Annotated in this window: 17 protein-coding genes; 4 read left to right on the top strand and 13 right to left on the bottom strand. The window is 67.1% G+C overall.

Annotated elements, in window-relative coordinates:
* Positions 1-86 precede the first annotated feature (86 nt).
* Both AC27VL_RS05520 and AC27VL_RS05515 read left to right on the top strand, forming a co-directional pair.
* Complete coding sequence (locus tag AC27VL_RS05520) at positions 87-3,206, top strand: galactose-binding domain-containing protein (RefSeq protein WP_488765758.1); 3,120 nt, start codon at positions 87-89, stop codon at positions 3,204-3,206.
* A 22-nt stretch (positions 3,207-3,228) separates the two neighbouring features.
* Positions 3,229-3,600, top strand: a complete 372-nt coding sequence (locus AC27VL_RS05515) for an Imm1 family immunity protein (protein WP_346558966.1) — start codon at positions 3,229-3,231, stop codon at positions 3,598-3,600.
* A 70-nt stretch (positions 3,601-3,670) separates the two neighbouring features.
* Here the strand turns inward: AC27VL_RS05515 and AC27VL_RS05510 are convergent, their stop codons facing one another.
* From AC27VL_RS05510 to AC27VL_RS05465, 10 genes are all read right to left on the bottom strand, one after another.
* Complete coding sequence (locus AC27VL_RS05510) at positions 3,671-4,645, bottom strand: ABC transporter substrate-binding protein (RefSeq protein ID WP_180166876.1); 975 nt, start codon at positions 4,643-4,645, stop codon at positions 3,671-3,673.
* A gap of 18 nt (positions 4,646-4,663) precedes the next feature.
* The gene (locus AC27VL_RS05505; RefSeq protein ID WP_488765757.1) at positions 4,664-6,406 is read right to left on the bottom strand and encodes an amino acid ABC transporter permease/ATP-binding protein; all 1,743 of its coding nucleotides are present in this window, start codon (positions 6,404-6,406) and stop codon (positions 4,664-4,666) included.
* The gene (locus tag AC27VL_RS05500; RefSeq protein ID WP_108266027.1) at positions 6,403-6,963 is read right to left on the bottom strand and encodes a GNAT family N-acetyltransferase; all 561 of its coding nucleotides are present in this window, start codon (positions 6,961-6,963) and stop codon (positions 6,403-6,405) included. The genes AC27VL_RS05505 and AC27VL_RS05500 overlap by 4 nt, the downstream gene beginning before the upstream one ends.
* Positions 6,960-8,180, bottom strand: coding sequence for a M20 aminoacylase family protein (locus AC27VL_RS05495; RefSeq protein WP_191078943.1), 1,221 nt, complete (start codon positions 8,178-8,180; stop codon positions 6,960-6,962). Before AC27VL_RS05495 ends, AC27VL_RS05500 begins: the two co-directional genes overlap by 4 nt.
* Positions 8,181-8,184: 4 nt before the next feature.
* Entirely contained in the window at positions 8,185-9,528 is a 1,344-nt protein-coding gene (locus AC27VL_RS05490; RefSeq protein ID WP_488765756.1) for an LLM class flavin-dependent oxidoreductase, read from the bottom strand.
* A 16-nt stretch (positions 9,529-9,544) separates the two neighbouring features.
* Positions 9,545-10,522, bottom strand: a complete 978-nt coding sequence (locus AC27VL_RS05485; protein WP_251477910.1) for an LLM class flavin-dependent oxidoreductase — start codon at positions 10,520-10,522, stop codon at positions 9,545-9,547.
* A 14-nt stretch (positions 10,523-10,536) separates the two neighbouring features.
* Positions 10,537-10,899, bottom strand: coding sequence for a DUF3088 family protein (locus tag AC27VL_RS05480; RefSeq protein WP_089240600.1), 363 nt, complete (start codon positions 10,897-10,899; stop codon positions 10,537-10,539).
* A 166-nt stretch (positions 10,900-11,065) separates the two neighbouring features.
* Positions 11,066-12,085 (bottom strand): LLM class flavin-dependent oxidoreductase, encoded by a 1,020-nt coding sequence (locus AC27VL_RS05475; RefSeq protein ID WP_488765755.1) that lies wholly within the window; start codon positions 12,083-12,085, stop codon positions 11,066-11,068.
* 9 nt (positions 12,086-12,094) lie between these two features.
* Complete coding sequence (gene msuE / locus AC27VL_RS05470; RefSeq protein ID WP_108266023.1) at positions 12,095-12,676, bottom strand: FMN reductase; 582 nt, start codon at positions 12,674-12,676, stop codon at positions 12,095-12,097.
* A gap of 52 nt (positions 12,677-12,728) precedes the next feature.
* Positions 12,729-15,305, bottom strand: a complete 2,577-nt coding sequence (locus AC27VL_RS05465; RefSeq protein WP_488765753.1) for a TonB-dependent receptor plug domain-containing protein — start codon at positions 15,303-15,305, stop codon at positions 12,729-12,731.
* Positions 15,306-15,645: 340 nt separating this feature from the next.
* On the opposite strand from AC27VL_RS05465, the gene ftrA reads away from it, so the two are divergent.
* A complete protein-coding gene (gene ftrA, locus AC27VL_RS05460; RefSeq protein ID WP_100552342.1) occupies positions 15,646-16,647 on the top strand; it encodes a transcriptional regulator FtrA in 1,002 nt (333 codons plus the stop codon).
* Positions 16,648-16,722: 75 nt separating this feature from the next.
* A complete protein-coding gene (locus AC27VL_RS05455) occupies positions 16,723-17,964 on the top strand; it encodes a hypothetical protein (protein ID WP_488765752.1) in 1,242 nt (413 codons plus the stop codon).
* Positions 17,965-17,988: 24 nt separating this feature from the next.
* Here the strand turns inward: AC27VL_RS05455 and AC27VL_RS05450 are convergent, their stop codons facing one another.
* From AC27VL_RS05450 to AC27VL_RS05440, 3 genes are all read right to left on the bottom strand, one after another.
* Entirely contained in the window at positions 17,989-18,489 is a 501-nt protein-coding gene (locus AC27VL_RS05450; RefSeq protein ID WP_488765751.1) for a hypothetical protein, read from the bottom strand.
* A 90-nt stretch (positions 18,490-18,579) separates the two neighbouring features.
* Positions 18,580-19,167, bottom strand: coding sequence for a TetR/AcrR family transcriptional regulator (locus AC27VL_RS05445; RefSeq protein ID WP_488765750.1), 588 nt, complete (start codon positions 19,165-19,167; stop codon positions 18,580-18,582).
* 120 nt (positions 19,168-19,287) lie between these two features.
* Positions 19,288-20,241 carry an AraC family transcriptional regulator gene (locus AC27VL_RS05440; protein WP_223880372.1) on the bottom strand — a complete coding sequence of 318 codons (954 nt, stop codon included), beginning with the start codon at positions 20,239-20,241 and terminating at the stop codon, positions 19,288-19,290.
* Positions 20,242-20,277 lie beyond the last annotated feature (36 nt).

The raw sequence follows: 20,277 nt of genomic DNA, 5'->3' as shown, positions 1-20,277 counted from the left end.
TATTGCGACGCGTCATGTAACCGGTTACATCCCTTGCTAGCGTAGGCCCGCCCGTTCCCGGGCCCTGCTGATGTGAGGCCTTCGCAATGACGTTGTGCGCCGACCGCTGGATCGCCCCCTGCCCGCCGAACCGGCGCCTTGCCCTGGCCCTGCTGCTGCCGACCCTCGCACTGGCTGCAGCCGTAAGCGCACAGAACCTGCCACCGCGTGCGCAATGGCAGGCCAGCGCGTCATCGCAGCAAGTTCCGGCGATGGCGATCAGCCACCTGATCGACAACGATCCGAAGACGGTGACCGGTGGCGCGTTCAGTCCCGGCCACTGGTTCCAGATCGATCTCGGCAAACCGGCGATGCTGGCCGGTACCCGCCTCACCTGGGATGTCTCCAACCCCGAAGGCTATTCGCTGCAGACCTCGCTCGATGGCAAGCAGTGGCAGACGGCCTATGTCATGGCCGATTCGCTGGGCGGCATCGAGACCCTGTACTTCGCACCGCGCCAGGCCCGCTACCTGCGCCTGGCCAGCCCGCAGCGCACCTCCGACTGGGGCGTCTCCATCTTCGAAATGGAACCGCTCGACACCGCGCTCACTGCAAGGGTGGCGGGGCTGGATGCCACCCAGTCCGCTGCGCTGTGGCAGGGCAGCGGAACGGTGGCCATACCCGCTGGCAAGGGCGGCATCCACACGCTCGACATCACCCTGCCCCGCGCGCAGCCGAGCACCGGGCTGGCGGTGGACTGGGCCAACGTGCACGGCGCTGCACGCCTGCAGGCACAGGATGCGAAGGGCCACTGGCACGAACTGGCGCGCGATGCGCAGGCAGCGAGCCGGCAGCAGAGCTGGCTGGCGGCCGATGCACCGCTCGACCTGCAGGCACTGCGGCTGACCGTGGAAGGCGATGCACCGCAGATCAAGCGCCTCCGCCTGCTCGGCCCGAAGGCGGTGATGACGCCGATGAAGCGCTACCAGATCGCCGCCAGCGGCGCGCAGCGCGCTTTGTTCCCCGCGTCGCTGCATATGCAGCAGACCTACTGGACCGCGGTGGGTGTGCATGCCGGCCGGCAGAAATCGATCTTCGACGAATACGGCAACATCGAGGCCTACAAGGGCGCACCGCTGGTGCAGCCGATCTGGCGCAGTGCCGATGGCCGCGCGGCGGGTGCCGCCGAACAACCGGTGCAGCACGCCCTTCGCGATGGCTGGAAGCCGATGCCATCGGCCACTTGGTCACCGCAACCGGGGCTGGAGCTGCGCAGCGAGGCCTTCGCCATCGAGCGCGACGGGCAACCGGTCACCTTCGTGCGCCATCGCCTGCGCAACACCGGCAGCACGGCGATCGAAGGCACGCTGACCCTGGCGGTGCGACCGATGCAGATGAACCCGCCGTGGCAGAACGGCGGGCTGTCGCCGATCCACGAAGTGGCCGTCGAGGGTAATGCCGTGCGCGTCAATGGCCGCACGCTGCTGCAGTCAGTCACTGCGGTGGATGCCGCCGGCGCCGCGCCCTTCGGCAACGAAGGCGACACCGAGATCACGTCGGCCATCGCCAGCGGGCAACTGCCTGCCGCACAGCAGGCAAGCGACGGCGCAGGCCTGGCAGCGGCGGCGTTGAGCTATCGCGTCAGCCTGGCCCCCGGTGCCAGCGATGCGGTGGTGGTGGCCTTCCCACTTGGCACCGCCACCGCCGATGCCAATGGCGTGCTGCCGCAAGCACCGACCCTCGACCTCGCATCGCTGCCGCGCGATGGCGACAAGGCCTTCGACACGCTGGCCAGCCGTGCCTCCGCCGATTGGCAGGCACGCCTGGGCCAGGTCGGCCTGCGCCTGCCCGATCCTTCGCTGGTGGACATGCTGCGCGCGCAGGCCGCGTACATGCTGATCAACCAGACCGGCCCGGCAATGCAGCCCGGCCCACGCAACTACAACCGTTCCTTCATCCGCGACGGCATGGCCACCTCGGCCGTGCTGCTGCGCATGGGCGAAGCCAAGGTCGCGCGCGACTACCTGGCCTGGTACAGCGAACATGGCGTGCACGGCAACGGCCTGGTGTCGCCCATCCTCAACGACGATGGCAGCGTCAATACCGGCTTCGGCTCGGACATCGAGTACGACAGCCAAGGCCAGTACGTCACCCTGGTGGCCGACGTTGCACGGCTGGATGGCGGGCCCGAAAGCGTGCGCATCTATCTGCCCAAGGTGAAGGCCGCGCTGCGCTTCCTGCAGGAACTGCGCGAACGCACGCTGGTGCCGGGTTACATGGCCGACCAGCCCGCACCGGAACGCTTCGCCGGCATTCTTGCGCCGTCGATCAGCCACGAGGGCTACCCCTCGCCCACCCACAGCTACTGGGACGACTACTGGGGCCTGAAGGGCTGGCATGACGGCGCGTGGTTGGCTGAATCACTGGGCGACCACGAAACCGCAAAGTGGGCGCGCGAACAGTACAAGGCGTTGTATGACGCCCTGCATGCCTCGATCCGCGCGACCATGGCATGGAAGGGCATCGATTTCATTCCCTCGTCGGCCGACCTCGGCGACGGCGACCCGACCGGTGTGTCGATCGCACTGGACCCGACCGGCGCACAGAGCGTGCTGCCCGCCGAGGCACTGCGCACCACCTTCGCCCGTTACCTGGACGATGTGCGCAAGCGCAATCAGCCCGGGGCGCTGTATGCCTACACGCCGTATGAAATCCGCAACGTGCTGAGCTACGTGCACCTGGGCCAACCTGAAGCGGCCGACGAACTGCTGCAGGGCCTGCTGCACGATCGCAGGCCGCTGGAGTGGCAGGTGCTGGCCGAGGTCGTGCATTCGCGGTTGCGTTTCCCACGCTATCTGGGCGACATGCCGCACACCTGGATCGGCGCCGAATACGGCCGCACCCTGTTCGGCATGCTGATGCGCGAGGACGATGATGCGCTGTCGCTGCTGCCAGGTACGCCGCCTTCCTGGGTGGCCGGTGAAGGCCTGGCCGTCGACCGCCTGCCCACTGCCTATGGCACCCTGCAGATGCAGGCGCACCAACGCGATGGAACGCTGCAGGTCTCGCTCGGCAAGGGACTGCGCAAGGGCACGCCGGTACGTGTGTGGTGGCCGAGCCGCACCCTGCCGAAGGATGTGCGTGTCGACGGGCGATCGGTACAGAACTTCGACAAGGACGGGGTGCTGCTCGATGGCCCGTTCCGTATGCTTGAGGCACGCTGGTAATGACGCCCCTGCAGGAACCGAAGTGATCGAACTTCTACTCAATGGCGGCCAGGTCGCCGCCACTACCGACGAACAGCTGGCCAGCGCACTGGCGCTGGCCGCATCGATGCCTCAGTTCGAGCTGTGGGCATCGGTGCCCGATGGGCCAACGCTGTGCATGCTGCGCAATGCGGAACACGCGTGGCTGATGTACCTGCACGAGCCGGGCGACGGCGGCTTCCATTCCTGCGGAAACGAACATCGCGCCGGCAATGCCTATTTCCGGCTCGACAACGGCCAGGTGGACGGCTATCCGCTGGCATGGTGCATCGACGTCGAAGCGTGCTTTGCTGCGATCAGTTTCTTTCACGGCAATGCAGGCGCCCGCCCGGACCACATCGAGTGGCAGTCCTGACCCCGGTTGAAGCCGACCTTGGTCGGCACGCCGTCCGTCGAGCAAGCTCGACGCCTACCAGGCGGCATCGCTAGAACCCCGGCAACCCCGGTGGATTGGTCTGCGATTGCGGCACCGCTTCTTCGGCCACGTTCCAGCGCGCCAGTACCTTCGCATAGGTACCGCTGCCGATCTGCGTGTTCAGCGCCTGGGTCACCGCATCGGCCAGGCCGCTGCCCTTGCGGGTGGTCACCGAGATCGCCGCCGCATCCGGCCAGCCGCCCGGGAACAGGCCAACCCGGCGCACCTTGCCATCGCGTGCCGAATAGGCGCCGGTGGCATTCGGCTCGAACGACACATCGGCGCGACCGGTGATCACTGCCAGCCGCCCGATCACTGCGTCATCGAAGTACTGGTACTCCACCGGTTTCAGGCCAGCGGCGATGTTCTGCTTGTCCCATTGGCGCAGGATCTGGTCCTGGTTGGTGCTGGCGCCCACCACCACTTTCAGCCCGGCCACGTCGGCGGGCGTGGCAATCTTCTGGATCGGTCCATCGGTGCGGGTGTAGATGCCCAGCAGGTCGAAACGGTAGCTGGAGAAATCGAACTTCTTCTTGCGCTCTTCAGTGACCGTCACGTTCGACAGCACCGCATCGTACTTGCCCGATTCCAGCCCCAGCGGCCAATCGGCCCACGCCACCGGCACCACCACCAGCTTCAGGCCGAGTCCATCGGCGATCAATCGTGCGATATCGGGCTCCACGCCCACCACTTCCTTGCTGTCGGCACCGTAGTCGGCCAACGGCAGCTGGCCAGGATGGGTGGCGATGGTGAAGGCACCCGGGGTGACGAAACGGTAGCCGGCCGGAATCAGCGCCTGTGCCTTCGGATCGGGCGTGCCCTTCAGTATCTCCGCGTTGCTGGCTGCCAGCGATGTCGCCGCAACAGGCACGCCATCGGGGCCCTGGCGTACGCGAGAGTAGACGATGCCGGCGATGCCGATGACCAGCACACCGACGATCAACAGGGTGCTGCGTGCGGGACGTCGCTGCGATGCTGGGCTCATGGGGTTTCTCGAAAGGGGTTACAGGGTCTTGGCCAGGAAATCGGCGGTGCGTTGCTGGCGCGGGTGTTCAAACAGCGCGTCCGGCGTGCCCTGTTCGATCACACGGCCCTGGTCCATCATCACCACGTGGTCGGCCACGCGGCGGGCGAAGCCCAGTTCGTGGGTGACGATCACCAGCGTGGTGCCGGAACTGGCCAGCTCCTCGATCACGCTCAGCACTTCGGACACCAGCTCCGGGTCCAGCGCGGAGGTCGGCTCGTCGAACAGCAGCACCTTCGGCTGCAGCGCCAGCGCGCGGGCAATGGCCACGCGCTGCTGTTGACCACCGGACAGCTGGCGCGGGAAGGCATCGGCCTTGTCGGCCAACCCCACCCGCTCCAGCAGGGTGCGCGCCTGCTGCTCGGCCTGTGCGCGCGATATGCCACGCACGGCGATGGGCGCTTCGATGATGTTCTCCAGCGCGGTCATGTGCGGGAACAGGTTGAAGCCCTGGAACACCATGCCGACTTCCGCGCGGCGCCGGCGGATCTCGCCTTCCGGCAGCTCATACAGCGTGTCACCGTCGCGGCGGTAGCCGATCAGCTGGCCTCCCACGGTGACGAAGCCACTGTCAGCGCGTTCAAGATGATTGATCAGCCGCAGCAGCGTGGACTTGCCGGCACCGGACGGGCCGATCAGCACGGTCACGCTGCCCGCCTTCAGCTCCAGGTGCACGTCATCCAGCACCGTCTGCTCGCCGAAGGCCTTGCCCACACCCTGCAATGAAACGGCGGCGCCCGTGCCCGCCTCGATCGGCACGGCAAAAGCCGCGCGGCTGGGTACGCGTGCAATGGCCGGCACCACCGGGCGCGGTGACGTCGACGGTACCCGCGACACGCTGCGCTCATGCTGCAGCTGGCCACGCGCGAAACGCTGCTCTACCCGCCGCTGCAGCAGCGACAGCACCGTCAGGATCACCAGGTACCAGACCGTGGCCACCATCAGCAGCGGCACCACCTCCAGGTTGCGGCGGTAGATCACCTGCACGGTGTAGAACAGCTCCGGCAGCGCCAGCACGTAGACCACCGAGGTGCTCTTGGCCAGGCCGATCACATCATTGAACGCCGCCGGCAGGATCGAACGCATCGCCTGCGGCAGGATGATGCGGCGCACCTGTCGGCCGCGCGGCAGGCCCAACGCGGCGGCTGCTTCGTACTGGCCGTGGTCGACCGACAGGATGCCGCCACGGATCACCTCCGCCGAGAACGCCGCCTGGTTCAAGGTGAGGCCGAGTACCGCCGCAGTGAACACGCCGATCAACTGCGTGGTCGGGTACGAGAACAGGCTGATGCCGGTGAACGGCACGCCCAGTTCGATGGTGCTGTACAGGTAGCCCAGGTTGTTCAGCAGCAGCAACAGCACCAGCAGCGGAATCGAACGGAACAGCCACACGTAGCCCCACGACACCGCCGACAGCAGCGGTGAACCAGAGACGCGGGCCAAGGCCAGCAGTGTGCCCAGCGCGAAGCCGAGGCCGGTACCGAGCGCGGTCAGCAGCAAGGTCCGCCCCAACCCTTCCAGTACCGGGCGGGCGAAAAACCATTCGGCGAACGTGCCCCAGCCCCAGCGCGGGTTGCCCAGCACCGACTGCAACCCGATCAGGATCAACGCCAGTGCCAGCACCGTACCGATCACCTGCAGCGGGTGCCGCGCCGGCACGATTTTCAGCGCCGTGGCCGGCTGGCGGGGAATGCCCTCGATAGCGGTGGATGGCGTACTCATGCCACCGCTCCGTGCAGTGCGATGGCGGGCGCGACGCCCACCTGCGGCTGCGGCACCAGCTGTTTTTCGAACGGCAGATGCGCGATGGTTTCCGGGTCTGCATCCAGGTCGAACAGCGCGGTGTAGCCGTGGCTGAGGTACAGGCCAACCGCCTCCGGCTGGCGGAAGCCAGTGGTCAGGAAAACGCGCCGATAGCCCTGCCGCGCAGCCTGGTCTTCCAGTTCCTGCAGTACGCGACGGGCGATGCCCTGCCGGCGCAGACCAGGCAGCGTCCAGATCCGCTTGAACTCGGCGGTATCATCGTCGCGATGCGGCATGAACGCGCCGCCGGAGATTGCTACACCATCGCGCAGCAGCAGCACGAACGCACCCACCGGGGCCGCGAACGCTTCTGCCGGGTAGCGCTGCAGCTCTTCTCGGGCGCTGCCACCAATGCGCCGGCGCACGTCTGCATAGCGGTTGTCGTATTCCTGTTCCAGGCCGTCAAACAGCGGCCGCGCCAGCGGGTCATCCACCGCGGTGTACAGGAAGCGATCGTTGTCGTACCGCACGCTCATGCCACGTCCTCCACCAGGTAGTGCTCGGCCAGGCGCGCCCACAGGCTGGCCGCGGGGGCGATGGCCGCATCATTGAACACATAGCGCGGGCTGTGCAGCGGCGCGCTGTCGCCGTTGCCGACGAACACGAAACTGCCCGGCCGCGCCTGCAGCAGGAAGGCGAAGTCTTCGCTGGCGGTACGCGGTGCGAAGGCCTCCACCACCTGCCCGGCGCCGAAGCCCTGTACCGCCACCTCGCGGATGTACGCCGTCTGCTCCGGATGATTGATTACGCTGGGGAAGCCGCGCGGGAATTCGATCTCGGCACGCGCGCCAAACGCAGCGGCGGTCTGCTCGGCAATGTCGGTGACCCGTCGGCGCAGGGTATCGCGCACCTCCGGCAGGTACGCACGCACGGTCAGCTTCAGCTCGACCACATCGGGAATCACGTTGGCGGCCTGCCCACCGTGGATCGAACCGACGGTGACCACGCCCATCTGCCGCGGATCGACATTGCGCGACACCACGCTCTGCAGCGCGGTGATGATGTGTGCAGCGGCCAGGATCGGGTCGACGCTGCCCTGCGGCTCGGCGCCGTGGCCACCCTTGCCGATCACCCGCAGCCGCGCCCAGTCCACCGAAGCCATCGCCGGTCCGTCGACGAAGCCGAAGTGCCCTACTGGAACGCCCGGCCAGTTGTGCAGGCCATAGATGGCATCGACCGGGAAGCGCTCGAACAGGCCATCGGCGATCATCTTCGAAGCACCCGACCCGGTTTCCTCGGCCGGCTGGAACACCAGCTGCAACGTGCCATCGAATCGCCCGTGGTGTGCCAGGTAGTGGGCGGCCGAGAGCAGGATGGCGGTGTGGCCATCGTGGCCGCAGGCGTGCATCAGGCCTTCGCGCTGGCTGGCATAGGCCAGCCCGGATTCTTCATGGATCGGCAGCGCATCGATGTCGGCGCGCAGGCCCAACCGGCGGCTGCCCTGCCCGCGCTGCAGCGTACCGACCACGCCGGTGCCACCGATGCCGGTGCTGACCGCGTAGCCCCATTGCTGCAGCAGTTCCGCCACGCGGGCACTGGTGCGGTGTTCTTCGAAGGCCAGTTCCGGGTGCTGGTGCAGGTCATGGCGGATCGCGATGGCCTCGTCGGCACGTGCCGCGATCTCGGGCAGTACGCCCGTTGCCGGCGAATTGCTCCGGGCATGGCCCGGCGCTACCGAGGTATCTCCGCTCATCGCCTTATCCCACCTTCCGCGCCGGCTCGGCGTCGGTCGCATAACGGCTCGCCTTGCGTGGCAGGCCCAGGTGGTCGCGCAGAGTCTCTCCTTCGAGCTCACTGCGGTGGTAGCCGCGCGCTTCCAGCAAGGGCAGCACAAGGGTCACGAAATCATCCAGGCCTTCGCGCTGCGCGGCGAAGCCGAGGATGAAGCCATCGCTGGCACCGGCGTCGAACCAGCGGATCAGTTCGTCGGCTACATGCTCCGGCGTACCAATGAAGTTCGGCCGCGGGCTGACCGCCTGCAGTGCAACCTGGCGCAGGCTCAGGCCCTGCTCACGCGCGTCCTGCTTGATGCGGTCGGTGGTGGAGCGGAAGGAATTGGCACCGATATCGCCCAGCTCCGGGAACGGCGCGTCAGGGTCGTACTGGCTGAAGTCGTGGTGGTCGAAGAAACGGCCGAGATACGCCAATGCATCGTCCAGCCCGGCCAGCGCAGCAATTGCCTGGTACTTGGCTTCGGCTTCTTCCGCCGTACGGCCGACGATCGGGCCGATACCCGGGAAGATCTTGACGTCAGCGGCGCTGCGGCCATGGGCGATCGCCGAGTTCTTCACCTTCTGGGTGAACGCACGGGTCTCCTCCAGCGACGGCGCGTGGGTGAACACCGCATCGGCGTACTTGCCGGCCAGCGCAATGCCATCGTCGGACGAACCGGCCTGGAAGATCACCGGCTGCCCCTGCGGTGAGCGCTGGATGTTGAGCGGCCCTTCCACCTGGAAGAAGCGGCCCTTGTGGTCGAGGCGACGGAACTTCTCCGGTGCGAAGAACGTACCGCTGTCGCGGTCGCGCACGAATGCATCGTCATCCCACGAATCCCACAGGCCCTGCACTACTTCAAGGTACTCATCGGCAATCTGGTAGCGCAGCGCGTGTTCCGGATGCGGGCGGCCGTAGTTGCGGCCCGAACCTTCCAGCGGCGAGGTCACCACGTTCCAGCCGGCGCGGCCGCCGCTGAGCAGGTCCAGCGAGGCGAACTGGCGGGCTACGGTGAACGGATCGCTGTACGACGTGGACAGCGTGCCGGCCAGACCGATCTTCTTCGTTGCCGTCGCCAGTGCCGACAGCAGCGAGATCGGCTCGAAACGGTTGAGGAAATGCGGGATCGACTTCTCGTTGATGTACAGGCCGTCAGCAACGAAGCCGAAGGCGATGCCGTTGTCCTCGGCGGTACGCGCGATATCGATGTAATAGCCCAGGTTGACGCTGGCATCGGGCGCGTTGGACGGATGCTTCCAGGCATGCATGTGGCTGCCGGGGCCCTGCAGCATGATGCCGAACGGGATGGGACGCGGGGTCGTGCTCATGGGGTCGCTCCAGCAGTCAGGCCACCGCCGCGCGGGGAGCGGGCGACAGCAGTTCAAGGGACGTCAGGCGTGCGTCGAGGTCGGCCACCGGCGCGTCGAGGATGAATTCACCCACGCCGAAGCGCCGGTGCAGCGCATCCAGCTCGCTGCGTACGTGCTGCGCGTCGCCAGAGAGCACGCTGGGGCGTGTTTCTTCGACGCGGAAGTCAGTGACACCCACCTGCCGTGCGTACTCGGCAGCGGCCTCGGGGCTGGGCAGGTTCACCGTTTGTCCGGGGCCGAGGTGCAGCTTGTAGACCCGCAACGCGCCGATATGGCGCGCAGCAGCCTCGCTGGTGGGCGCGGCGAAGGCCACCGTTGCCAGCAGCGGCGCGTGCGTGGACACCGCGCGATACGCCTCGAAGGCGGCCTCGATGTGTTTCGGGTCGCCGTCGAAGTGCGCGGCATACACGAAGCGCCAGCCCAGTTCGGCCGCCTGCCGCGCGCTCTGCGGGCTTGCGCCCAGCAGGAAGCGCTCCGGCGCCGTCTGCGGAATCGGCCGCGCCTGCGCATCAGCCTGTGCATCGGACAGATATCCTTCCAGGTCGCGCAGCTGCTGGTCGAAATCGGCGAATGCCGGGCGACCGGCGGCCAGTGCGGCAGTCGATGCCGGCAGACCGCCCGGTGCCTTGCCCACGCCCAGATCCACGCGCCCTGGCGCCAGTGCCGCCAGCAGATTGAAGTTCTCGGCCACCTTGTACGGTGCGTAGTGGCGCAGCATCACCCCGCCACTGCCGATGCGGATGCGCCGGGTCTGCGCCAGCACCCACGCCGCCAGTACTTCCGGTGCCGGGCTGGCCAGCGTGGGCGCTGCGTGGTGCTCGGCAAACCAGTAGCGGTGATAGCCCAGCTGCTCGGCACGCTGCGCCAGTTGCAGGCTGTTGCGCAACGCCTGTTCCGGCGTGCTGCCGTCGGCCACCGGGCTCTTGTCCAACACGCTGGTGAGGTAGCTCATCGTCACGTCCTCGCTCAGGGATGGGCCACGGGAATGCCCAGCAGGCCATTCAGTGCCGCCAGGATCGGCTCGGCACCGGAGATGTACTGGCGCTGCTGGTACTCACCACTGGCGTGTTCATTGACCACGCCCTGCGGCAGCACCAGCTTCGGCAGCGACTGGTCCTGCTCGCCGATCTCGGCGATCACCTCGCGGCGCGGCCGGCTGAAGCCGATGCGGCGCACGTCCAGTTGCGCGTCCAGGCCGTCGATGCTCGATAGCGCACCTTCCAGCAGCAGACTGTGCCGGCAGAAGAAGCGTTGTCCGGGCAGCTGACCGTCCTCGAACTCGCGGTCCAGCAGGAACAGGATGGGTTTGTGGGTTGCGTCTACAGCCACGGAATCGTCCTCGTAGGGGCCGGCAATGCACTGCCGCTTCGATATCGATGCTAGAGAAGGACGGCCGGATGCCAGCGCCAGAACTCGACAATCCACGGTCGGATCCGGCCATGCAGATGCAGGTTGGCAATAAGCAGACTGCCGGCCGTTATGGGCGCTGCTAGCGTCACGCCGCTTGCGCAGGCGCGCGCCAGCCCAGTGCCGGCGCGATGTCCTCGATCACCGTGCTGAGGATGCGCCGGTAGTCCTGCTCGGGCAGCTCATACGGCAGCTCCACGCGAAGCTCGTCCACCTGCTGCAGCAGCGGATCGGCCTGCAACCGCGCGATGATCTGCGCCGTGCTGCCGACCACGTCGGGCGCGAACATGGTGCGGCGTGGCCCTTGCGGGGCCAGGGTGCGTGCGTGTCGCTGCACACTGAAGGTCTCGATCCGCTGGCGCGTGGCCGCATCAACACCATCGGTGGGAACCAGCACCCGCCCCACCGCCACGCGGCGCGGGCTGTCCACCGGCAGTGCCGCGCGATAGGCCTGCAGGTGCTGCAGCTGCGCGACGAAGAAGTCATCACTCAACTCGGCGCGGTTGACGTTGCCCAGCAGCAGATGCAGCCCCTGCTCCCCCGCCGAACGCGCCGACTGCAGAGAGCCAGCGCCATACCAGACCCGGTCCACCAGCCCCGGTGCATGCGGCTGCAGTCGCGGGCGATAGCGCGTGGCCGCATTGCCAACCTCGGCATCGGCGGCACCCAACGGCTCACCCCGCAGCGCTTCCAGCAACCGCGTCACCCGGCCATGGGAAAAGTCGATGCGCGCAGGGTCGCTGTCGTACAGCAAGGGCCCAACCAGGTCCCCGTGTGGCGGCGCGCCGGTACTGACGCCCACCTGCAGCCGGCCACCCGCCAGCGCGTCCAGCAACGACAGATCCTCGGCCAGGCGGAACGGTGTTTCATAGCCCAGCTGGATCACCGCACTGCCCAGCTCGATGCGGGTGGTGTGCTGGCTGGCCGCCGCCAGGAACACCGCTGCCGAGCTGATGCCCGGTTCCAGGTGGCGGTGGCGCACCCACGCGCCGTCATAGCCCAGTTGTTCGGCAAACGCGATCAACGCCAGCGTCGCGTCCAGGCCCGCGCGTGGTTGTTCCGGCAGATAGCTTCCGGGCGTGAGGAACGCCAGGTGCCGCAGCTGCACCGCCACGTCCTAGGCGATCCTGCGCAGCGGCGCCGGCAGCGCCGCCGCCAGTGGTGCCACGTGTCCGGCTGCACGCTCGGCCGCCAGTTGGATGCGCGCCTGCAGTGCAGCACTGTTGATGCGGTCGCCGTCGAAGTCGGCCGGCGTGGCATACACCCCGATCGGCAACGTATGCGCCTGCAGGAAGCTGAAGAGCGGCCGCAGCTGATGGTCGATCACCAGCGCGTGGCGCTCGCTGCCACCGGTCGCGGCCAGCAGTACCGGCGTATCCACCAGCGCGTCCAGTTCAATGAAGTCGATCAGGTGCTTGAACAAGCCCGGATAGGATCCGCGATATACCGGCGTGGCCGCTACCAGCAGCTGCGCCGATTCAATCGTGGCCAGCGCCCGCTCAACCTGCGGCTCCACTTCACTACGCTGCAGCGCCTGCCCCAGCGAGCGCGCGATCGGCGCCAGCTCGACCAGCTCCACGCTGATGTTGACCCGCTCGCGCAGCTCTTCCAGCAGATGCCGCACCAGCAGCAACGTGCGCGAGTTGGCCGATGCCGTCGGCGAACCAATCAACGCAACCACATTCAATGCAGATGACATGAAACGCTCCCATGTTGCGCCGAGCCACGCTCGGCTGCGTGTGGCATGAACCTCAGAACCGGTAATTAACGCGCCCGTACCAGAAGGTGCCGACGTTGCTCAGCACATCACCGCTATCCCAAGTGGTCTCGATGCTGGCCACATCGGTGGCGCTGCGTGCGTATGCGGGCACTTTGCGTGTGCGCTTGTCGAACAGGTTGTTGATTCCCAGTGCCGCGCTCCAACCCGCACCCAGTTCCACCCCACCGGACAGGTTGGTCACCAGCACCGGCGGCTGCTTGTACTCCACGCCGTTGTTAAGGCGCTTGATCGGGCCGTAGTAAGTGAAGTCCACGTTCGAGCGCCAGCGCCCGTTCTGCCAGCCCAGCCCCGCCACCTGCGTGTACGACGGCGTGCGGAAGCGCAGCGCATACTCACTCGACTTGGTCAGCAGGTTGATGTTCGGCAGCCCCTGCAACGCCTGCGGAATCGCGCTCACCTTCTGGATGGTGGTGCGGCCCACGTTGGCCGCGTAGGTCCAGCGCAGCTTGCCCCACTGTGTTTCCTGGTTCGCTTCCAGGGTCAGCTCCACACCGCGCGTGCGGGTGTCGCCCACGTTGGTGAAATAGCTGGCGTAGAACGCATCACCGGGCAGGATGCTGATGCCGGCCGTACCCAGCAGCGCATCAATCGTGTTCTTCTGTGCGGCGGTCAGCACGGTGCCGCTGTTGTCGGTCACCCGCGCCGGGTCCTGCGCGTTATAGCCGATCTGGCTGGACTGGCCGAGCTGCCCGCGAATGTCGATCTGGTACGCATCCACCGCCAGATGGAAGGCCGGGCTTGGGTCCCAGGTCACACCGAGGCTGTAGTTGGTGGCCTTCTCCGGCTTCAGCGGGGTAGCGCCCAGCGCCACCGCTGCCGGCGAAGCGACCTGCGCCACCAGCGTGGTACCGCACGGGCAGCTGCCGGTGGCCTGATAGAACTGCGCCCCCAGGCTCGGCGCGTGGAAGCCATTGCTGACCGTGGCGCGCACACCCAGTGCATCAGTGAAGTCGAAGCGCGTGGTCAACCGACCGGTCGACACCGTGCCGAAGTCGGAATGGTCTTCCCAGCGCGCGGCCGCATCCAGGTACCAGCGCGAGGTGATGTTGGTCGCCGCACCTGCATACACCGCCTTGCTGTTGCGGGTGGCCTTCACCGCATCGGCGGTGGAATAACCCACGAAGGCGGCCGCACCGAAGCCGGTGTACGACTCCCACTGCCCTGCCCCGCGCTCGTACTGCTCGTGCTGGTACTCGGCACCGGCACTTACTTCCAGCGGCGAGGCGAAGGCCGCCACCTCGAAGCTGCGACGCAGGTCGAGGTTGGCGATGCCCTGCTGGTAGTCCAGCTTGCCGTCGTAGAAGTCAGTGGGCGAGCCAGGGTACGGCAGCGAGTAGTTCACCGAATTGCGGGTGTAGGTACGCACCGTGTTGCGGTTGCCGGTGAGGCTGACGTCGTAGTCCCAGCCCGCAACTTGGCCCTTCACCCCGGCCGTGCCGGTGTACTGCTTCTCCTTGGTTTCCAGCACCGGCAGGAAGCCGTCGGGAAATGCGCTCAGCACGCCCGGCGCCCGGTAGGTGGTGAAGATCGTCGCCGGCAGCCGGAAATTCTGGATCGCCTGCGCGGTACGGTCGCTGGCGGTGGCATTGGCGTAGAACTGCGCGTTCTCGCCCAGCCCATGGCCCACGTTCAGCGCGAAGGCCTTCAACGCATACGACGGCGAGCTGAGGATGATGTTGGCCTCGGCATCGCGTCCGGCCTCGGCCGGGTTCGGCGCCGCCCCGGCCGGTAGCCGGTTGTTCGGTCGCAGCGCCACCAGGTTGCCGTTGCCGTCCACCGCCGGATAGCTCAGGTAGCCATCGATGTAGCGCCTCGTGCGGATCGCATGATGCTGGCGCGTGCTCTCGCCGGACAGGTTGATGAAGCCATCCACGCCCCAGGGCAGACCGATGTTGGCGCGCACGCTGGTGCGGCTGCCGTCACCGTCGGTGCTCTGCCCGCTCTCCACCGACACATCGCCACCGTGCGCCTGCGATTTCAGGATCACGTTGATCACCCCGGTGATCGCGTCCGAACCGTAGATGGCCGATGCGCCATCACGCAGCACCTCTACGTGGTCGATGGCCGATACCGGAATCAGCGCCAGATCGGCCCAGGCGTGGCCCGGATAGCCGCCGCCGTTGGCGCCACTGACGTACGCACTGGCGTTGCGGCGCTTGCCGTTCACCAGCACCAACGTGTAACCCGGCGACAGGTTGCGCAGCTGGTAGCCGCGGATCAGGCTTTCCTGGTCGCTTTGATAGCCACCGATCTGGCTGAGCGACGGCAGGCTGCGCTGCAGGGCTTCAAGCAGATTGGCCTGGCCAGTAGCTGCCAGGTCCTCGGCGGAAATCACGTCGATCGGTGTCGAGCTGTTTTTCACCGTGCGCGTACTGGTACGCGAACCGGTCACCACCACCGCATCCAGCGTGGACGCGGCAAGGTTCGCAGAAGTGGCAGTGGTCGCCGACGGTGCATCGGCCTCAGCCGCATACGCCGGGGCAGCGGCCAGGGCGGCGGCAATCAGAAGGGAGAGCGTGGACAGCGCAGGAATGTGGGCAGCAGGCATGGGGGCTCGTGGGGGTGGGCCGGAGACACGCCTCCATTCAAGGGCCCACGCCCAACGCGCGACAGCGGATATCGCGTCATGTGACCGTCACATCGCGCCAGCCACATGACTGCTGGTAATGAGGTTAGGCAGCCGCGCCGGTGCACTACTGTCTGTAGAGCCGAGCCCACGCTCGGCTGCTCTTCGCGACCGCGTCAGAATGCATCCACCCCTTCCGGTATTGAGCCGAGCGTGGGCTCGGCTCTACAAGAAGGGAGCGACCGCTCCATATACCCCGCGGGCATCACCTCATGCCCGCGCGCCACTCAGCGGCACGTGCCGGCGTCGGTAGCATCAAGCCATGCCCACCCTGCCTGCTGAACCGAACGCGCCCACCGTCGCCATCGTGGCCTGCCACGGCCAGGGCCTGTTCGAATTCGGCTGCGCGGTCGGCCTGTTCGCGCCCATCCGCCCCGAACTGGGCGTGGCCTGGTACCGCACCCAGCTCTGCGCTGGCGAGCCCGGTGCGCTGCGCATGCTCGGCAGCGCACAGGTGCAGCTGCCCTACGATCTGAGCGCCGTCGACGACGCCGACATCATCGTCATTCCCGGCTGGCGCGAACCCAGCGAGCGCCCACCGCAGGCGCTGCTCGATGCCCTCACCCGCGCCCACGCGCGCGGCGCCCGCATCACGTCCATCTGCTCCGGCGCGTTCGTGCTCGCCTGGGCCGGTCTGCTCGATGGCCGCCAGGCCACCACCCACTGGCGGCTCACCGAAACGCTGGCCCGCGAATTCCCACGCATCCACGTGCGCGACGACGTGCTGTATGTGGACGCCGGCAGCATCATCACCTCGGCCGGGTCGGCCACCGGCATGGACATGATGCTGCACATGGTGCGCAAGGATTACGGCGCGCGCGTGGCCAATCTGGTGGCCGAACGCCTGGTACTGGCACCCTGGCGCGATGCCGAACGCAGCCAGCGCGTCAGCCGCGCGATCCCGCTGGGCGAGCCCACGCGGCTGGCGAAACTGATGGAATGGATGCGCCGCAACCTGCGCGAGCCGCATTCACTGGGCAGCCTGGCCGAACAGGCCGCACTCAGCCAGCGCACCCTGCAGCGGCAGTTCCTGGAAGCCACCGGCCTGTCGCCCATCGATTGGCTCATCCGCGAACGCGTGGCCTACGCACGCGAACTGCTGGAAACCACCGACCGGCCACTGCAATGGGTGGCCGAACAGGCGGGCTTCGGCTCGCAGGAATCGTTCCGTCGGCACTTCCGCGGCATGGTCGACGCCAGCCCCATCGAATACCGCAACCAGCATCGCAGTGGCATCAGCGCCGACCGGCTGGTGGGCTGCTGACAGCCCCCCTGTCTTTCCACGCAGCCATCCACCCGGCAAGATGCAGGCACGACCCGGCCTGCCGATGGAACGGTGATGACTGCTACCCCGTACAGGAACTACCGCTTCGGTATCGGCGTTTCGCTGGTACTGGCCAGTTTCCTTGCCGCGCTCGGCCTGATCGCAGTCTGCACCCCGAATCTCGGCTGGGGCGTAGTGGCGTTGGTCACCCTCGCGCTGTGGGTTGGCGTGCCGCTGCTGGTGCTGCTCCTGCTGGCCTGGGTTCGCTACATGGTGCGCGAGCGCGGGCATGTGCCAGGCCTTGTGCATGCCCTGATGTTCCTGCCCACTGTCCTCGCCCTGCTCATCGTTCCGCTGGGGCAAGCGCTGCACAGTACCGTGGACACCGCCACCGGTGGCTCACGCGCAGCCATCGCCGAAACGCACATCAACCTCAGTGGCAATGCACTGTGGCTGGACACCTCACCCTACGCATCCACCTATTCCGGTGCCGGGCCCGACCTGCCCATGAATGGGCAGACACCCGATCGCTTCGTTGCCTTCCACCGCTACCCGAACGCACAGTCCGATGCAGACAGCGCCTTCCCCTACGGCAACGCACGACTGAAACCAGGCATCGAGCACTACCATTACGGCGCCCCACCCGGGGGCACCGGCACCCGCCTGCCACTGCGTCGCCAGTCCTATCCGGATACCACAGCGCTCACCCCCGTGTGGGGCACATCGGGGGGGCCAGACATCGTCCACCTCTACTACCACTATGCGGACCACGTCGAGGTTGCCCCCGCGCTGGCGCGTCTGGCCGGCGCTACCGAATACGAGCTCGAGCGCAGCCGCGTGGAAGGGCTGGTGCAGTTCAGGACGCACAACTACGGCGCCGCGCCGATCGTGCGCCTGGAAATCAACGGCGCGACGCTGGACATCGGCGACGAAGCCATCGCGCCCATTGCTGCGCCCCCCGCTGCGTGCACGGCGTCCAACCACGCCACCGGTGTTGCGCTGTTGAATCTCGACCAGCCGCTGCAGGTTCGCTGGCAGACCGCCGCCGCACCGCAGGAATGGCACAGCGCGCGCGTGCAGGTTCCTGCATTCCGCCAGCCGCAGCCATTGGACGGCCAGTCCACCCTGCAGCGCGTGCTGCTTTACGTTCTGCCCGACGACACGCTGGCAGCAGAGCGCTACGTGGAAGTGTCCGCGGGCGATTCGCGGCGTGCCATCAAGGCCACCGGCCTGCCTGCCAACGCGGCGGCGTACGCAACGTGCGGCAGCGCCAACGCCACTTACGGCGAAGACGCACCAGCACCGCTGGCAGACTGATCACCTGGACTGTCCCGCGCAGCGTCAGCCACGTGCGCGTGTGTTGCGCGCATGTATCCGCCAGCACTGCGCCACGAAGCCGATCGCAAACACCACCGCACACCCCAGCAACGTCTGCAGGATCACCGGCGCCAGCGGCGCGGCCGCAATCGGATGCGCCACCGGCAGTCGCGTCAGCGTTTCATTCACGCCCGGCACCAGCGACAGCAGGAAGCTGAAAGACAGCGCGAACGTGGACAGATAGGGCGCCAACCGGCCAAGGAACCGCAGCCGCGCCGCCAGCACTCCACCGAATGCAATCAGCAGGATCACCACACCAAATGCATGACCAGGGTTGAGGCCCCCGGTGCTGGAGACGGTGAACGACGTCACCACCGACAGCACCAATCCCAGCAGATAGAGCTTGCCCGCGCGCGTAGCCGGAGCAATGGCGCGGTAGCGGATGAATCCGTAAATGCCGGCGACGATGGGAACCAGGCTGATCGCGGTGTGTACGACGCCCAAGGGAGAAAGCGGATGACTCATGGCAACCTCTGCTGGAGTTATGAACCTACTAGTAGGTAGATTCAGTGGACAAAAAGAAGACCCGCTTCGCGCAGGCCTTCCGGGAATCACTCAGACCGCCGCACTCACCCGGGCAATCGACAACCGTGCCAGCGCCGCGAACGTCGCTGCATCACCAAAACCGCGCGCCGCCAGCATCGCGCCATGCACCGACGCCATGAAGGCCTTGGCCTCGTCGGCAGGCGTGCCCTGCAGGCGCAGCTGGCCGCGGGCCACGCCCTTCTCGAGCGTCGCGGTCAACCAGCTGGTCAGATCCTCGAAGTGCCCGCGCACTTCGTCGGCAACTTCCAGCGGAATCATCGGCATCTCGGCGGCCAGCATCGCGCAGATGCAGAACGACGCCGTGCCACCGGAAATGCAGGCCGACCAGTAGTCCACGTACGCGTTGAGCTCCTGCAACGGATCGCCCAGCTGCCGGTCCAGCAGCGCCAGGCCCTCGCGGGCTTCGGCGCGGTACAACTCCACGACCGTGCGCACCAGGTCGGCCTTGCTGGGGAAATGGTGGTGGATGCTGGCCTTGCTGATGTTCACCCGCGCCGACACGTCGGCATAGCTGAAACCGTTGTAGCCACCGGCTTCCAGCAGCGAACGGGCCTGAGCCAGGATCTCGTGGGCCTTGGGGGAGAGTGACTCTTTCATGGATGCAAACCTACTAGTAGGTAGACTCCCTGTCAACCGGCTCGTTAGCCGGGCATGGCCCGGCGCTACCTGACACGGGCTTCCCTGGTAGCGCCGGGCCATGCCCGGCGAGCGCAGCGGTCAATGGGAAGACACATACACCGCGTCGACCGGCGCCGGCGGCACCGCAAAAATTCGCCGCATGCGCGCCACCTCGGCCGCCGGCGGCAACCCGAACAGGCGCTTGAACTCCCGATTGAACTGCGACGGGCTGGCGTACCCCACCGCCAACGATGCCGCCTCAGCCGTCATGCCCTGCCGCAGCATCAGCAGCCGCGCCTGGTGCAGCCGCGTGGACTTCACGTACTGCATCGGCGAGGTGCCGGTAATGCTGCGAAAGTGATCATGGAACGTGGCCACGCTCATCTCCGCCTGCGCTGCCAGCGCATCAACATCCAGCGCCGTCGAATAGGCCGCGTGGATATGTCGCAGCACTTTGCCGATGCGGCCGAAGCGCCCACGCATGGCCAGCGCCTCGCGCATCGCCCCACCCTGGACGCCGGTCAGCACCCGGAAATACAGCTCGCGCACCAGCGAGGGGCCCAACACGTCTGCCTCCAACGGATCGGCCAGCGCCTCCAGCAACCGCAGCACGGTGGCCTGCATCGCGCCGTGCATCGGGCTGGACATCATGCCTTGTGCCGGCGCTTCGGCGCTGGCGGCGCGCTCGCCCAGTTCAATCAGCAGATCCGCCGCCAGCTGCAGGTCCAGATGCAGGTAGATCGCCAGCAGCGGCGCCTCCGCCGTGGCCTCGGTTTCCATGGTGAATGGCACCGGCACCGACACCGCCAGGTAGTGCTGCGCGTCGTACTGGTAGACCTGCCCGCCCAGATACCCGCGCTTCACGCCCTGGCAGACGATCACGATGCCCGGGTCGTACAGCACCGGCGTGCGCGCCAATGGCCGGTTCGAGCGCAGCAGCCGCACACCGGGCACTGCCGTCAGCGTGTAGCCCTCGTCCACCGCCAGCGCCTGCAACAGGCCGATCATGCGCGCCTGTGCGGGATGCTGCAGCGGATCATCGGTCAATTGCATCGGGTGCCCCATAGGAATAGGCAAGAACGACCGAAG

Source organism: Stenotrophomonas sp. 14P6.2.3 (assembly GCF_057799055.1).
This window is presented reverse-complemented; position numbering and strand designations above follow the sequence as displayed.